The sequence below is a fragment of the Janthinobacterium sp. BJB304 genome (assembly GCF_002735765.1).
Lineage (GTDB): Bacteria > Pseudomonadota > Gammaproteobacteria > Burkholderiales > Burkholderiaceae_D > Janthinobacterium.
The window spans coordinates 99,269-114,455 of record NZ_PDZN01000004.1; the positions used below are offsets into that span (position 1 = coordinate 99,269).

The 15,187-nt window shown below is 59.1% G+C and carries 11 protein-coding genes; 1 reads left to right on the top strand and 10 read right to left on the bottom strand.

Features of this window, described 5'->3' with window-relative positions; genetic code table 11:
* Nucleotides 1-128: 128 nt before the first annotated feature.
* The 10 genes from ileS to CSQ95_RS06220 form a co-directional block, all read right to left on the bottom strand.
* Entirely contained in the window at nucleotides 129-3,029 is a 2,901-nt protein-coding gene (ileS, locus tag CSQ95_RS06170) for an isoleucine--tRNA ligase (protein WP_099408882.1), read from the bottom strand.
* A 67-nt stretch (nucleotides 3,030-3,096) separates the two neighbouring features.
* On the bottom strand, nucleotides 3,097-4,068 hold the full coding sequence (locus CSQ95_RS06175; protein WP_070289100.1) for a bifunctional riboflavin kinase/FAD synthetase: 972 nt from the start codon (nucleotides 4,066-4,068) through the stop codon (nucleotides 3,097-3,099).
* A gap of 190 nt (nucleotides 4,069-4,258) precedes the next feature.
* Nucleotides 4,259-5,470 (bottom strand): hypothetical protein, encoded by a 1,212-nt coding sequence (locus CSQ95_RS06180; protein WP_070289101.1) that lies wholly within the window; start codon nucleotides 5,468-5,470, stop codon nucleotides 4,259-4,261.
* A gap of 78 nt (nucleotides 5,471-5,548) precedes the next feature.
* Complete coding sequence (locus CSQ95_RS06185; protein WP_176741207.1) at nucleotides 5,549-5,980, bottom strand: biopolymer transporter ExbD; 432 nt, start codon at nucleotides 5,978-5,980, stop codon at nucleotides 5,549-5,551.
* Between the two features lie 105 nt (nucleotides 5,981-6,085).
* Nucleotides 6,086-6,514 carry a biopolymer transporter ExbD gene (locus tag CSQ95_RS06190; protein ID WP_034754165.1) on the bottom strand — a complete coding sequence of 143 codons (429 nt, stop codon included), beginning with the start codon at nucleotides 6,512-6,514 and terminating at the stop codon, nucleotides 6,086-6,088.
* Between the two features lie 5 nt (nucleotides 6,515-6,519).
* Complete coding sequence (locus CSQ95_RS06195) at nucleotides 6,520-7,431, bottom strand: MotA/TolQ/ExbB proton channel family protein (protein WP_180278970.1); 912 nt, start codon at nucleotides 7,429-7,431, stop codon at nucleotides 6,520-6,522.
* A gap of 86 nt (nucleotides 7,432-7,517) precedes the next feature.
* Nucleotides 7,518-8,174, bottom strand: coding sequence for an energy transducer TonB (locus CSQ95_RS06205; protein ID WP_034754161.1), 657 nt, complete (start codon nucleotides 8,172-8,174; stop codon nucleotides 7,518-7,520).
* 539 nt (nucleotides 8,175-8,713) lie between these two features.
* Nucleotides 8,714-10,315: a SpoVR family protein gene (locus CSQ95_RS06210; protein WP_099408986.1), complete on the bottom strand. Its 1,602-nt coding sequence runs from the start codon at nucleotides 10,313-10,315 to the stop codon at nucleotides 8,714-8,716.
* On the bottom strand, nucleotides 10,315-11,583 hold the full coding sequence (locus tag CSQ95_RS06215; RefSeq protein ID WP_099408884.1) for a YeaH/YhbH family protein: 1,269 nt from the start codon (nucleotides 11,581-11,583) through the stop codon (nucleotides 10,315-10,317). Before CSQ95_RS06215 ends, CSQ95_RS06210 begins: the two co-directional genes overlap by 1 nt.
* A 72-nt stretch (nucleotides 11,584-11,655) precedes the next feature.
* Nucleotides 11,656-13,578 carry a PrkA family serine protein kinase gene (locus CSQ95_RS06220; protein WP_034754154.1) on the bottom strand — a complete coding sequence of 641 codons (1,923 nt, stop codon included), beginning with the start codon at nucleotides 13,576-13,578 and terminating at the stop codon, nucleotides 11,656-11,658.
* Between the two features lie 570 nt (nucleotides 13,579-14,148).
* On the opposite strand from CSQ95_RS06220, the gene CSQ95_RS06225 reads away from it, so the two are divergent.
* The gene (locus CSQ95_RS06225) at nucleotides 14,149-15,180 is read left to right on the top strand and encodes an adenosine deaminase (RefSeq protein WP_099408885.1); all 1,032 of its coding nucleotides are present in this window, start codon (nucleotides 14,149-14,151) and stop codon (nucleotides 15,178-15,180) included.
* Nucleotides 15,181-15,187 lie beyond the last annotated feature (7 nt).

Below are 15,187 nucleotides of genomic sequence, written 5' to 3' on the forward strand. Positions count from 1 at the left end.
TAGCATACAACGACGGGCAAAATCGTAGCGAGCGGCAGCGAGTTGTGGCCGAGACGCGCAGCTGTACTTTAGTACAGCGAGCATCGCAGGCCGCAAATCGCGACGCGCAGTAGATTTTGACGACGTTGTTAGGCGAAGCGGCGTTTCTCGCCCGCGCCAAACAGGTTGCTGACGCAGCGGCCGCACAGGGTAGCATGCGCGGCGTCCGTGCCTACGTCCGCACGGTAGTGCCAGCAGCGCTCGCATTTCGGCGCCGTCGACGCTGCCACGACCACTTCCTCGGCCGCTTCGTCTGCTACTTCGGCCACGGTGGCCTGCGAGGTGATGAAGACGAATTTCAAGTCGTCGCCCAGGGTGGTCAACAGCTTGTACTTCATCGGCGCGGCCTTGATCGTCAGTTCCGCCTGCAGCGAGGAACCGATGGCGCCCGAGGTGCGCAAGTCTTCCAGCTGTTTGGTGACGTCCGTGCGCACGGCGCGCAGGGCCGTGTATTTCTCCAGCAGGGCGGCCGCGTCCGACACTTCCGGCAGCTGCCACCAGGTTTGCGTGAAGATGGTTTCATCGCTGGCGGCATATGCATCCGCGCCGGCGAAGACTGCCCATGCTTCTTCGGCCGTGAACGACAGGGCCGGGGCCATCAGGCGCAGCAGGCTTTGCGTGATGTGCCACAGGGCCGTCTGCGCCGAACGGCGCGCGTGCGACGTTAAACCGGAGGTGTACAGACGGTCCTTCAGGATGTCCAGGTAGAAGCCGCCCAGGTCTTCCGAGCAGTACGTCTGCAGTTTCGACACGACGGGGTGGAACTCGTAGCGCGCGTAGTTGTTCTCGATCTGCTGCTGCAGCGATGCCATGTTGGCCAGCGCATAGCGGTCGATTTCGAACATCTCCGCCACCGGCACGGCGTCCGTGGCCGGATTGAAGTCCGACGTATTCGCCAGCAGGAAGCGCAGGGTGTTGCGGATGCGGCGGTACGATTCCGTCACGCGCTTGAGGATTTCATCGGAGATCGACAGCTCGCCCGTGTAGTCGGTCGAAGCGATCCACAGGCGCAGGATGTCCGCGCCCAGGGTGTCCGAGATCTTTTGCGGCGCCAGCGTGTTGCCCAGCGACTTCGACATCTTCTTGCCTTCGCCATCAACCGTGAAGCCGTGCGTCAGCAGCGCCTTGTACGGCGGGCGGCCGTTCAGCATCGACGACACGAGCAGCGACGAGTGGAACCAGCCGCGATGCTGGTCCGAGCCTTCCAGGTACAGGTCGGCCGGGAACTGCAGCTGCGTCGAGTGCGAACCGTGCGCCTGCGGGCCGCCCAGCACCGTCTGGTGCGTGGCGCCGGAATCGAACCACACGTCCAGGGTATCCTTGTTCTTGGCGTAGATGGCCGCTTCGTCGCCGATCAGGTCTTTCAGGTCCAGCGCCTGCCATGCCTCGATGCCGTCTTTTTCGATCAGCTTGGCCACTTGCTCCAGCAGTTCCGGCGTGCGCGGATGCAGGTCGCCCGTTTCCTTGTGCACGATGAAGGCCATCGGCACGCCCCACTGGCGCTGGCGCGACAGGGTCCAGTCGGGACGGTTGGCGATCATGCCGTGCAGGCGCGCCTGGCCCCAGTCCGGGAAGAACTCGGTGTCGGCGATGCCTTGCAAGGCCGTCTCGCGCAGGGTCGCGCCGCCGTCCTTCGGCGTCACGTCCATGCCGGCGAACCACTGCGACGTGGCGCGGTAGATGATCGGCGTCTTATGACGCCAGCAGTGCATGTAGCTGTGGTCGAACATCTTGACTTCGAACAGCGCGCCCGCTTCGCGCAAGGCGTTGCAGATCGGCTTCGATGCTTCCCAGATGGTCATGCCGCCGAACAGGGGCAGGGTCGAGGCGAACTTGCCGTCGCCCATGACAGGCTTGATGATGTCGTCATCCTTCATGCCGTGTGCCTTGCACGAGATAAAGTCGTCCAGGCCGTAGGCTGGCGCCGAGTGCACCACGCCCGTGCCGCTTTCCGTGGTCACGTATTCGGCCAGGTACAAGGGCGACAGGCGGTCGTAGAACGCGTCGCTCGCATGCAGCGGGTGGCGGAAGCTGATGCCGGCCAGGGCCGCGCCGTCACAGGTGGCAATCGTCGTGCCTTCGAGCTTGAAGCGCGCCAGGCTGGCGACGACCAGGTCTTGCGCCAGGATCAGCAGCAATGGCTGGCCATCGCGCTCGGCCTTCACCAGCGAATATTTGACTTCCGGGTGCACGTTCAGCGCCTGGTTCGACGGGATGGTCCACGGCGTGGTGGTCCAGATGACGATGAAACCGTTATCGGTCGGCAGGGACGGCAGGCCAAAGGCGGCCGCCAGTTTTTCCGGCTCGGCGAACTTGAACCCGACGTCGATGGCGGGATCGCGTTTTTCCGCGTATTCCACTTCCGCCTCGGCCAGCGCCGACTGGCAGTCGAAGCACCAGTTGACCGGTTTCAGACCGCGGTAGACATAGCCTTTTTCCAGCAGCTTGCCCAGCGCGCGCAGCTCGTCGGCTTCATTGCCGTGCGCCATGGTCAGGTAGGGGTTGTCCCACTCGCCCAGCACGCCCAGTCGGATGAAATCCTTCTTCTGGCGCTCGACCTGCACGTTGGCGTAGGCGCGTGCCTTTTCCAGCACTTCGGCCGTCGGCAGGTTCTTGCCGTGCAGTTTTTCGATCTGGATCTCGATCGGCATGCCGTGGCAATCCCAGCCCGGCACGTATGGCGCGTCGAAGCCGGCCAGCGAGCGCGATTTGACGACCATGTCTTTCAGGATCTTGTTGACGGCGTGGCCCAGGTGGATGTCGCCATTCGCGTACGGCGGGCCGTCATGCAGGATGAATTTCGGACGGCCGGCGGCAGCCTTGCGCACGCGCTCATAAATTTTCTTGTCTTGCCATTGCTGCACCCATTGCGGCTCGCGCTTGGCCATGTCGCCGCGCATCGGGAATGGGGTTTCCGTCATGTTGACCGGGTATTTGCTTTCAGGCTTCTTGTTCTGCTTGGGCGTGGCTGGCTTGTTTTGATCGGACATAATCTTCTTTAATGATATTGAATGGTTTGCGGCGGCAGGTGCCGCCAGGCGGCGGAGTTGGCCGGCGTCAAATTCGGTCGGTGGCGGTAATGGCGCCGCTGCGCTGTTCAAAATAGGCGCGCGCCTGGTTCGAGTCGCGCTCGATGGCGGCCGTCAGGGTGGGCAAGTCGTCATACTTTTCTTCGTCGCGCAGCTTTTCCAGGAATTCCACGCGGACCAGCTTGCCGTAGCAGGACTGGGCGAAATCGAACAGATGCACTTCCAGCAAGACGCGGCCGCTGTCGTCGACGGTGGGACGCACGCCCAGGCTGGCCACGGCCGGCAGCGGTACTGGTCCCAGGCCGTGCACCTGCACGATGAAGATGCCGGACAGGGCGGGGCGGTGCGCCACGCGCAGGTTCAGGGTGGGGAAACCGAGGGTGCGGCCCAGCTTCTGGCCGTGGATCACGTGGCCGGATATGGCGTACGGATGGCCCAGCAGCTGCGTGGCCAGAGGGAAATCGCCGGCGGCCAGGGCCAGGCGCACGGCCGACGAAGAGATGCGCGTGCTGCCGTTCATCACCGTCGGCAAAGTTTCTACGTGGAAACCGTATTCGCGGCCCGCTTCCTGCAGCATGGCGACGTCGCCGGCGCGCCGGGCGCCATAGCAGAAGTCGTCGCCGACCATCAGCCATTTCACGTGCAAGCCGTCGACGAGGACTTTTTCCGTGAATTCCTGCGGCGTCAGGGCGGCGAACTGGGCGCTGAAGTGCTCGACGACCACCCGGTCGATGCCGGCGTCATCCAGCGACTGCAGCTTGTCGCGCAGGTTGGCGATGCGCTGCGGCGCCTTCGACAGGTCGCCCGCGCGCTGCGCGAAGAATTCGCGCGGGTGCGGTTCGAACGTCATCACGGCCGCTTCGATGCCGAGTTCAGTGGCAGCTTCGCGCACGCGCGCCAGCAAGGCCTGATGGCCGATGTGGACACCGTCAAAATTGCCGATGGTCAGAGCGCAAGGCGCTCGTGCCTGGGCATTGGGAAGTCCGCGGAATACCTTCATAGGAATCTGATGAAAAACTGTGCCAAAAGGGGGATTATACGGACTGTTTCAGGGATGCACACCCGGCAGGGCAGCCGCAGGGGTAATTTCCCTGCTGAAATGATAAAAAGCGTTGCCGGCAAGGGTGCCGGCAACGCTTTTGGTGGTGGGCACTCGACTAGCTGCCCGACAATATCCTGGGGATATTATCTTATTTATTCATCAATGCCCAGTAGCGGGCCAGGTCAGCCGCGCCATCCGTGCCCTTGACGGCTTTGAGTGCCGTCGATGCGTTGGCTTTCTTGCCGGCGTGGATGTAGGCGATGCCCAGGTGCAGCTTGGCTTCTTCCGGATACTTGGCGGTGCCCAGTTTCACGGCGTCATTCATCAAGCCCAGGCCTTTTTCTGCCTGGCCATCGTAGACCAGGGCGAAGCCCAGCTTGCTCAAGCTGTCGGCGTCCTTGTTCTTGACGTATTCCGCTTCCGACTTGGCTGCGTTGGCCTTCAGGTCAGCCTGGGTCTTCAGGGCCAGGTCTTTCAGGCGCTGGTGACGGGCGGCATCGGCGCCGGTGCCCAGCACGCCTTTTTTGTAGCCCTGTTCGATGATGCTCAGCGCTTCGCCAGGATTGCCTGCTTGCAAGGCCAACTGGCTGATTTCCATGTATTCGGACGGCTTGGTGAACAGGCCGTTGGCCAGGCGCAGACGCTGGACGTCCAGGCCCAGGCGTTGCGAGAAGCCAGGCTTGCCGGAAACGCGGTTCAGCAGGTCGGCCCAGTAGCTGGTCTTCGGATAGCTGCCGGCCAGTTTTTCCAGGGTGGCCACGTAGCCGGCCTTGTCGTTCTGCTTCAACTGGATGTTGGCCAGCATTTGCAGGCTCGATTCCGAGTTGCCGCCGCGCGCTTGCAGCTCTTTCGCCGCTTCGGCGTAGTTGCCGCTGACGTAGTAGGTCTGGATCAGCAGTTCGCGCATCTGTGGATCTTCGCGGTCTTTCAGCGAGCGTTTGATCCAGGTGATGGTGTTCGGCCAATCCTTGGCGCGGTAGTACATGCCTGCCAGCGCTTGCGTGAATTTGGGGGCTTCGGCGGCGCTCAGGCGGCCGGAATTGATGACGGCTTCGAAAGCCTTGATGGCGGTGCCGTTGTCGCCGGCGGCGGCAGCGGCCGAGGCGCGCACGCGCTCGATCTGGTAGCTTTCAAAGGCGGTCTTGCCGCCGACGCTGTCAGCTTCGCGCAGCTTGGCCAGCGCTTCCTTGTTTTTGCCGCTGCTAGCGAGTTTTTGCGCTTCTTGCAGTGGCTTGCCCACTTCGGCACGCACGGTGTCCGCGGCGTATGCCAGCGAGCCCAGGCCGATTACGGGAGTTGCTGCGGTAAAACCGATAGCGGCCATGACGAGGCCGAGATGAGCGAGACGAAACTTGGACATAAGAAAGTCTTTCAGTAAAAAGCGAATAGGCAGGAAGTCCTGCCTATTCGGATGTAAAGAGAACCTGATTGCTGCAGCTTACTGGAATTGCTCGTTGCCGACCAGACCGATTTTGGTCACGCCCAGACGCTGCGCCGACGCCATCACACCGGCGACGACTTTGTATTCCACCAGCTTGTTCGGACGCAGATGCACTTCCGGCTGGTCTGCTTGCGCAGCAACGTTGCTCAGCTTGGCTTCCAGCGAAGCGCGGTCAGGAACGACCTGATTGTCCCACAAGATCGTACCGTCAAAATCGACATCGATCGTGACGACCACTGGTTCGGTTGTCGGTGGCGGCGGGGTGCCGACCGGCATGTTCAAGTTCACCGAGTGGTTTTGCTTAGGAATCGTGATGATCAACATGATAATCAGCACCAGCATCACGTCGATGAGGGGCGTCATGTTCAGTTCCATCATTGGTTCCGGATCCGCGCCTGGAGCGCTTCCCGAACCGACATTCATACTCATAGTGTTTCCTTTAAGAAGTCCAACGAAGCACCGGGCGAAACTGCCGCCCGGTCAGCTTCCGGCAGTGGCGTTCCCGTGTTGCCGGGACGCCGCCGCCAGTCGCTATCAGCCCTTGTCAGGTGGTTCGGTGATGAAGCCGACCTTCTGGATCCCGGCACGTTGGGTCGTGTAAATAACCCGGCCGATCGATTCGTAGCGTGTTTCTTGGTCGCCACGAACGTGTACTTCCGGCTGCGGTACTTTCACTGCTTCAACTTTCAGATAATCGAACAGTTCGCTCGTATCTTTCAGTTTCTTCTGGCCCAGATAAATCTCGCCATCCTTGTTGACAACGATGTTGACGTTTTCTGGCTTGCTTTGAAGGGCTTGGTTGGCCTCGATCGGCAGATCGATTTTCTGCAATTTGAGGACAACCGGACTGGTGATCAAGAAAATGATCAGCAAAACCAACATGATGTCGACGAGCGGCGTCGTGTTGATTTCTGACATTACTTGATCTTCATCTCCGCTGTCGGAGCCGACGGACATCGACATGATTCTTATCCGATCTTTTTAGCGCCGGCAGCACGGCCAGCTTCGCTGGTCGACATTGCGCCGGAGATCAGTACCGAGTGAACGTCGGCGCTGAACGAGCGTACGTCTTCCATTGCGGTTTTGTTACGACGCACCAGCCAGTTGTAACCCAGAACGGCAGGAACGGCGACCAGCAGACCGAAAGCGGTCATGATCAGTGCTTCACCAACTGGACCTGCAACTTTATCGATCGACGCGTTACCGGTCATGCCGATGTTGGTCAGCGCGCCATAAATACCCCAAACGGTACCGAACAGACCGATAAACGGTGCGGTCGAACCAACGGTTGCCAGGAACGACAGGCCATCTTGCAGACGCGACTGGACTTTGTCCGAAGCGCGCTGGATCGACATCGTCACCCAGGTCGACAGATCGATTTGTTCCAGCAGGGCGCCGTCATGGTGAGCCGTTGCCTTGGTGCCCGATTCAGCGATGAAGCGGAATGGCGAGCCTTCGGTCAGGGTTGCCGAACCAGCAGCGATCGAAGGAGCTTTCCAGAATTTGGCAGCGGTTTCTTTCGCTTGCTTGAAGATCTTCATTTGATCCATCAGCTTGGTGATGATGATGTACCAGCTGCCGATCGACATGATGGCCAGGATGATCAGGGTGGCGCGTGGCACGAAGCCGCCGTCCCACACTGCTTGCAGGCCGAACGGGTTGTGGACTTCTTCGGTTTTGGCTGGAGCTGCTGCGTCAGCGGCTGGAGCTGCTGCGTCAGCAGCTGGTGCTGGTGCTGCTGCAGCGTCTGCCGCTGGAGCCGAAGCGGCAGCCGATGCTGGCGCGTCAGCGAATGCCGGAGCTGCTACCAGAGCGGTAGTAGCGGTAACGGACAACAGAACCGCGGCAAAAAATGCGGACAAACGGGTATTCTTAAACATGCTTCCTCCAAAATTAAAAATAACAGATCGCTGAACGTAATGACAACGAAATCATAGTGTGAGACAGGGGATAACTGCCTCGGGTTTTAATCCAGCGACCAAACGTATTGCATTTGCTGCCAGCCTTGTTCCGGCTTGCCGTCAACTGTTGCCGGCTTAAATGTACAGCGGCTAATACCTTGCACTGCGGCTTTGTCCAGGTCTCTGAAGCCGCTGGACTTCACGATCTTCGAATCAGCGACCTTGCCGTCTACACCGATCAGGAACGACAGTGTCACCACACCGGTTTCCTCATTGCGCTGCGACGACTTTGGATAAGCCGGCTTTTCGCAGACACTGAAGTCAACCACGGCCGGCGTACGCACCGATTTGGCTGGTCCAGGAGTTGGCGCAGGCTGTGCAGGCGGTGCTGGCGGTGCCAATACATTCGTGGCTGGCTTCACGGCAGTCGTATTTGCAATCACGTTCTGCTGTGGTGGCGGCTGCTGCACGTTCACCTCGACTGGCGGAATGAATGGCGGCGGTGGCGCTTTCATTTCTGGCGGCGGTGGTGGCGGTGGAAGATCCTTCGGTGGAGGCGGTTTGACTTCCTCGATAATCTTGGTTTCAACCGGTTCCATCATTTTGGTGACCAACCGCTTGCCCAAGCCCGTCACGATCCCGTAAGCCGCGAGAACGTGCAGCAGGACAACGATAGTGATGCCTGTGTAGTTCTTGGGACTTTTCTCGTTCGAAAAATTCATGCCTGCTTTCTCCAAATACCATCTCTTGTCTTGCAACTGAACCCCAAAATGACGACACAAAGCTCCAGCCGTATCCGGGACGTCGCCGAATTATACATACGAATTCTTTATTTTACACAGATTTTTAACGCCTAAAACCGGTTAAATTTTTGGCGCTTTTGCGCCCTGAAAACGTACTTGCTTATGTCATCTTTGCACGCTTTCGGACATAAAAAAAGGCGGTCTTATCGGTTTTTTACAGCCGTTTTGGGCTACCACTGCTAAGTTCTCCGATGTGCCCATCTGGCGGAATTATATTTCGTGATATTCAATATGGAAACCGCTAAATTTGGAGGAAAATCTTTCTTTTGGGAAATGTTTTAGCTCGGAACCAGACCACTTAGCGGCGCGCGCGCACCAAACGGGTGCGGAAGGGACTTTATCCAGGTCAAAAAAGGCGGTCCCGGCGGCCCTTTTGACGCCGCCAGGCCATACGGAATTCCTATGTAGGCATAGGAAACGCTTATATTCTTGCCATTGATTATTATCAATAAATCATTTCATGGCCGGACGGCAGGGTCGTCGCGCCGGTTGCGTTTTTCCCGCCGGCAATTCAGAGTACCCAGGACGACGCCCTGCGGGTCGACCGTATCGAGGTGGACATCGAAGCCCCACAGCCGCGCCACGTGCTTGAGCACCTCGGCCGCCTGCTGGTTCAGCGGGCGGCGCTGGAACTGCGTGTGGCGCAAGGTCAATGCGCGGTCGTCGCGCGTATTGACGGACCACACCTGGATGTTCGGCTCGCGGTTGCCCAGGTTGTACTGTTCGGCCAGCTGCTGGCGCACGTAGCGGTAGCCGGCATCGTCGTGGATGGCGGAAATGGCCAGCTTTTCATTCTTGTCGTCGTCGAGGACGGCAAAGAAATGGAATTCGCGGATCAGCCGCGGCGATAAATACTGGGCGATGAAGCTTTCATCCTTGAAATTGCGCATGGCAAAGTCCAGGCTCTTGCGCCAGTCGCTGCCGGCCATGTCGGGGAACCAGGCGCGGTCTTCGTCCGTCGGGTGCTCGCAGATGCGGCGGATGTCGCTCATCATGGCAAAACCCAGCGCATACGGGTTGATGCCGCTGTAATACGGGCTGTCGATGGGCGGCTGGTAGACCACGTTGGTATGGCTTTTCAGAAATTCCATCATGAAGCCATCGCCCACCACGCCTTCGTCGTAGAGCTGGTTCAATATCGTGTAATGCCAGAAGGTGGCCCAGCCTTCGTTCATGACCTGGGTTTGCCGCTGCGGATAGAAATACTGGGAAATCTTGCGCACGATGCGCACCATCTCGCGCTGCCACGGTTCCAGCAGCGGCGCGTACTTCTCGATAAAGTACAGCAGGTTTTCCTCGGGTTCGGGCGGAAAGCGTGGGGCGGCCTTGCGCTGGTCATCCTCGTCTTCGTCTTCGTCGCGCCGGGGCAGGGTGCGCCACAGCTGGTTGATCTGCGACTGCACATAGGCTTCGCGCTCTTTCTGGCGCGCATATTCCTTCGCCATCGACAGTTTCGCCGGGCGCTTGTAGCGGTCCACGCCATAGTTCTGGATGGCGTGGCACGAGTCGAGCAGCAATTCCACGGCATCGACGCCATGGCGCTGCTCGCATTCGGCGATGTAATTCTTGGCAAACACCATATAGTCGATGATGGCATCCGCATCCGTCCAGGCGCGGAACAGGTAATTGCCCTTGAAGAAGGAGTTATGGCCGTAGGCCGCATGCGCGATCACCAGCGACTGCATGGTCAGGCTGTTTTCCTCCATTAAATAGGCGATGCACGGGTTCGAGTTGATGACGATCTCGTAGGCCAGGCCCATCTGGCCCCGCTTGTAGCTTTTCTCGGTAGATAAAAAATGCTTGCCGAACGACCAATGGTTGTAGGAGACGGGCATGCCGACCGAGGTGTAGGCATCCATCATCTGTTCGGCCGTAATGATTTCCAGCTGGTTCGGATAGGTGTCGAGGCCAAACTGTTTCGCTACGCGGCGGATTTCCTCGTGGATTTGCTCGATCAGCTCGAACGTCCATTCCGACTGCTCGGGCAGGGCGTTCGGGTGGCGCAGGCGCACGAACGGTTCGCCCGGAGTATTGCTGGCGCGGTCAAAGGCTGCACTCATCATTTCACCTGTTTCTTGAACAGTTCGCGGAAGACCGGGTAGATATCGGCCGGCGTGACGATCTTTTGCATGGCGAAATGGGCGTGATGGTCGAGCACGCCCGCATACTGCTCCCACAGGTTTTGCTGCGGGCCGTCGGTGATCTCGACATAGGTGTAGTACTGCACCTTGGGCATGATGGTATTGATCAGCAACTGGCGGCACAGCATGGAATCGTTGTCCCAATTGTCGCCATCGGACGCCTGCGCGACATAGCTGTTCCATTGCCCGGCGCCATAGCGTTCGTCGATGATGGTGTTGAGCAAGTGCAGCGCGGACGACACGACGGTGCCGCCGGACTCGCGCGAATTGAAGAATTCATGCTCGTTGACTTCCGACGCGGCCGTATGGTGGCGGATGAAGACCACCTCGATCTTGTCGTAGACGCGCTTGAGGAACAGATATAACAGGATGAAGAAGCGCTTGGCCGTGTCCTTGCGCGATTCGTCCATGGAGCCGGAGACGTCCATGATGCAGAACATCACGGCTTGCGTCATCGGCTTGGGTACCTTGATGCGGTTGCTGTAGCGCAAGTCGAACGGGTCGATGAAGGGAATCGCCAGCAGGCGCGTGTGCAGGTGGTGGATCAGGCGGCGCAGTTCCGTGACGAGCGGGTCGCTGTCGGGCGCCCCTTCGTGCAGCAGGACGGCCAGGTCTTCCTCGGCCTGCGCCAGTTGCTTGCGGGCGCCGCCGCCGACGGCGATGCGCCGGCCCAGCGCGCCGCGCAGGGAGCGCAGCACGTGGATGTTCGATGGGGTGCCCGACATATTGTAGCCGGCGCGCTGGTTCTTGAATTCCGTGGTGGCCGTCAGCTGGGTTTTCACCATGTGCGGCAATTCCAAGTCTTCGAAGAAATAATTCATGAATTCTTCGCGCGACAATTCGAAGATGAAATCGTCTTCCGTCGTCTCGTCGCTATTGCCCGCTTTGCCCCGCCCGCCGCCACCGCCGCCTTTCGGCCGGGCGATCTGGTCGCCTTTCAGGTATTCCTTGTTGCCGGGATTGACCACTTCCCACACGCCGCCATGCGCGTGGCCAAACGACGGTTCGCCCACGTCCTTGACGGGGATGCTGACCTTCTCGCCATTCTCGACGTCCGTGATCGAGCGCCCCTTGATGGCGCGCCCCACGGCATCCTTGATCTGGCCCTTGTAACGCCGCAGGAAACGCTCGCGGTTGACGGCGGATTTATTCTTGCTTTGCAAGCGCCTGTCGATAAGGTATGTCAAAGGGTGCCTCCTTGCTTCTCGTCTTGCGCGCCCCGCCGGTCGTCAGGCCGGAGCGCGCCTCCGCTGTCCGCGCTAGGATGACTTGCGTACTCGCAAGTACCATTCGCATAACAGGCGTACCTGCTTGGCCGTATAGCCTTTTTCCACCATGCGGGCCACGAAGTCGGCGTGCTTGTTGGCATCGTCGGCGCTGGCCTTGGCATTGAAGGAAATCACGGGCAGCAATTCCTCCGTATTCGAAAACATTTTCTTTTCGATCACCGTGCGGAACTTTTCATAACTGGTCCAGGCGGGATTCTTGCCGCCGTTCGAGGCCCGCGCACGCAGCCCGAAGTTGACGATTTCGTTGCGGAAATCCTTCGGATTGGAAATGCCCGCCGGCTTCTCGATCTTTTCCAGCTCATTGTTCAGCGATTCGCGATCAAAACTTTCGCCCGTGTCCGGATCGCGGTATTCCTGGTCCTGTATCCAGAAATCGGCGAACGTCACATAGCGGTCGAAAATATTCTGCCCGTATTCCGAATAGCTTTCCAGGTACGCCGTCTGGATCTCCTTGCCGATGAATTCCACGTAGCGCTGCGCCAGGTGCTCTTTAATATAGGAGAAGTAGCGCTGCTCGAGTTCCGGCGCGAACTGCTCGCGCTCGACCTGCTGTTCCAGTACATATAATAAGTGCACGGGATTGGCGGCTACTTCGGAATTGTCAAAGTTGAACACTTTCGACAGGATCTTGAAGGCAAAGCGCGTCGACAGCCCGTTCATGCCCTCGTCCACGCCCGCGTAATCGACGTATTCGTGCATGGACTTGGCTTTCGGGTCCGTATCCTTGAGGTTTTCGCCATCGTAGACGAGCATCTTCGAGAAAATGCTCGAGTTTTCCGGGTCTTTCAGGCGCGACAGGATGGCGAACTGCGCCATCATGCGCAGGGTGCCGGGCGCGCACGGGGCTTTCACCAGCGAGGAATTGGCCACCAGCTTGTCGTAGATCTTGATTTCATCGGACACGCGCAGGCAGTACGGCACCTTGACGATATAGATACGGTCAAGAAACGCCTCGTTGTTGCGGTTGTTTTTAAAGGTCTTCCATTCCGACTCGTTCGAGTGGGCGAGGATGATGCCGTCGAACGGTATCGCGCCGAAGCCTTCCGTGCCCTTGTAGTTGCCTTCCTGCGTGGCCGTCAGCAGCGGATGCAGCACTTTGATCGGCGCCTTGAACATTTCCACGAATTCCATCAAGCCCTGGTTGGCCAGGCACAGGCCGCCCGAATAGCTGTAGGCATCGGGGTCGTCCTGCGCATAGTCTTCCAGCTTGCGGATGTCGACCTTGCCCACCAGCGAGGAAATATCCTGGTTGTTTTCGTCGCCCGGCTCCGTTTTCGAGATGGCGATCTGCTTCAGCACGGACGGGTAGCGCTTGACGACGCGGAACTGGTTGATATCGCCATTGTATTCATGCAAGCGTTTCACGGCCCACGGGCTGGGGATGTTGCGCAGGTAGCGGCGCGGGATGCCGTAATCCTCTTCCAGGATGGTGCCGTCCTCTTCCTCGTTGAACAGGCCCAGCGGCGATTCGTTGACGGGCGAGCCTTTCAGGCAATAGAAGGGCACATGTTCCATCAGCGACTTGAGTTTTTCCGCGATCGACGACTTGCCGCCGCCGACGGGCCCCAGCAAGTACAGGATCTGCTTGCGTTCTTCCAGGCCTTGCGCCGCGTGGCGGAAATACGAGACGACCTGCTCGATGACTTCCTCGGTGCCGTAGAACTCGCGGAAGGCGGGATAGATCTTGATCACCTTGTTGGCGAAGATGCGCGACAAGCGCGTGTCGTTGCGCGTGTCGACCAGCTGCGGCTCGCCGATGGCGGCCAGCATGCGTTCGGGCGCGCTGGCATACGTCAGCTTGTCCTTCTTGCACAGGGCCAGGTACTCGGTGAGCGACATTTCCTCTTCGCGGGTACGCTCGTAGCGTGCTGCATAGTTATCAAAAATGGTCATGTCAATGTCCTTTAATGTAAACCTGAACTGCCAGTCACCATGGCCGCCCGCCTGGCACTCGCCTGGGCTTGCCGTCTGAACTTTTCCTGTACCCCGTACCGATTTTTATTGTTGTTTCAAGCCCGGCTGTCTTTGCGAGTCCGGATTGCCCGGACCAAAAAACTGGCGCTTGATGCCGTGCGCTGACGTGGCCAGCCGGCTTTTTTTTCACTGTTGATAGCGCTTGTTGCACCTACCATTACCCCATGAAATTTATTATTGCTCTAAAGGATCAGGAAGTCAAAAGATATGTCAGCATATCCTTAATACTTGTTTGTAAATTGTTGATTTAATTGGATAAACCATCAAATTTTTCATCCATTTCAATGAACCTTTTTGTCCCTTTTAAATCATCATACGACAATTCGCCAGCGCGTGCCGGTGCGTGCCGTGGCGCTGCCGTTGCCGGCGCCACGGCGGTCGGGCGCCGGTGAGGCCGGCCATCTTGCGCTAAGATGCCTGCATGTCTGATGGCCCTGCGCGCCGCGCGCGCGTGCCAGCATTTTTATCGCCACCCTATAAGGAACACCCATGATGAACCCCCAATTGCGCGCGATCGTCCGCGGCATGCCGAAAGCCGAATTGCATATCCATATCGAAGGCTCGCTGGAGCCAGAACTGATTTTCGCACTGGCCGAGCGCAATGGCGTGCCGCTGGGCTATGAATCTGTGGAACACTTGCGCAGCGCCTATGCTTTTACGGATTTACAGTCTTTTCTCGACATTTATTACGCTGGCGCAAGCGTGCTCTTGAAAGAGCAGGATTTCTATGACATGACGCAAGCCTACCTGCGCCGCGCCGAAGCCGATAACGTGTTGCACACGGAAATCTTCTTCGACCCGCAAACGCATACGGCGCGCGGCGTGCCGATGGCCGACGTGATCAACGGCATCCACCGTGCCTGCCAGGACAGCCCCGTCAGCGCAGCCCTGATCCTGTGCTTCCTGCGCCACCTGAGCGAGGCAGAGGCGTTCGAGACCCTGGAAGATGCGCTGCCGCACCGCGACAAGTTCATCGGCATCGGCCTCGACTCGTCGGAAGTGGGCAACCCGCCCGAGAAGTTCACGCGCGTATTTGCCCGTTGCCGCGAGCTGGGCCTGCATCTGGTGGCCCACGCGGGCGAGGAAGGCCCGCCGGCCTACATCCGCACGGCGCTTGACGACTTGAAAGTCGAACGCATCGACCATGGCGTACGCTGCCTGGAAGACGCGGAACTGACGGCCCGCCTGGCGCGCGAACAGATCGCGCTCACCGTCTGCCCCCTGTCGAACACCAAGCTGCGCGTGTTCGACCAGATGCATGACCATAACCTGGTGCAACTGCTCGACGCGGGTCTGCTGGTGACGGTGAACTCGGACGATCCCGCCTATTTCGGCGGCTACATGAACGACAATTTCGACGCCATCTTCGACGCGCTGCCGCTGGGCCTGTCGCACGCGCAGCGCCTGGCGCGCAACGGTTTCATCGCCGCCTTCCTGCCGCAGGCGCAAAAAGATGCGTTTCTTGCCACCGTCGATGCGTATTTCGCCCAGCACGTGGCCGCCCACGGCATCGCGCAATAACGCATCA

Bases quoted from the DNA above. Each gene is read 5' to 3' on its own strand.
- CSQ95_RS06195 (WP_180278970.1), bottom strand. From the start codon at position 7,431: ATGTTTAAGAATACCCGTTTGTCCGCATTTTTTGCCGCGGTTCTGTTG.
- CSQ95_RS06175 (WP_070289100.1), bottom strand. From the start codon at position 4,068: ATGAAGGTATTCCGCGGACTTCCCAATGCCCAGGCACGAGCGCCTTGC.
- CSQ95_RS06210 (WP_099408986.1), bottom strand. From the start codon at position 10,315: ATGAGTGCAGCCTTTGACCGCGCCAGCAATACTCCGGGCGAACCGTTC.
- CSQ95_RS06225 (WP_099408885.1), top strand. From the start codon at position 14,149: ATGATGAACCCCCAATTGCGCGCGATCGTCCGCGGCATGCCGAAAGCC.
- CSQ95_RS06190 (WP_034754165.1), bottom strand. From the start codon at position 6,514: ATGTCGATGTCCGTCGGCTCCGACAGCGGAGATGAAGATCAAGTAATG.
- CSQ95_RS06220 (WP_034754154.1), bottom strand. From the start codon at position 13,578: ATGACCATTTTTGATAACTATGCAGCACGCTACGAGCGTACCCGCGAA.
- ileS (WP_099408882.1), bottom strand. From the start codon at position 3,029: ATGTCCGATCAAAACAAGCCAGCCACGCCCAAGCAGAACAAGAAGCCT.
- CSQ95_RS06180 (WP_070289101.1), bottom strand. From the start codon at position 5,470: ATGTCCAAGTTTCGTCTCGCTCATCTCGGCCTCGTCATGGCCGCTATC.
- CSQ95_RS06205 (WP_034754161.1), bottom strand. From the start codon at position 8,174: ATGAATTTTTCGAACGAGAAAAGTCCCAAGAACTACACAGGCATCACT.
- CSQ95_RS06185 (WP_176741207.1), bottom strand. From the start codon at position 5,980: ATGAGTATGAATGTCGGTTCGGGAAGCGCTCCAGGCGCGGATCCGGAA.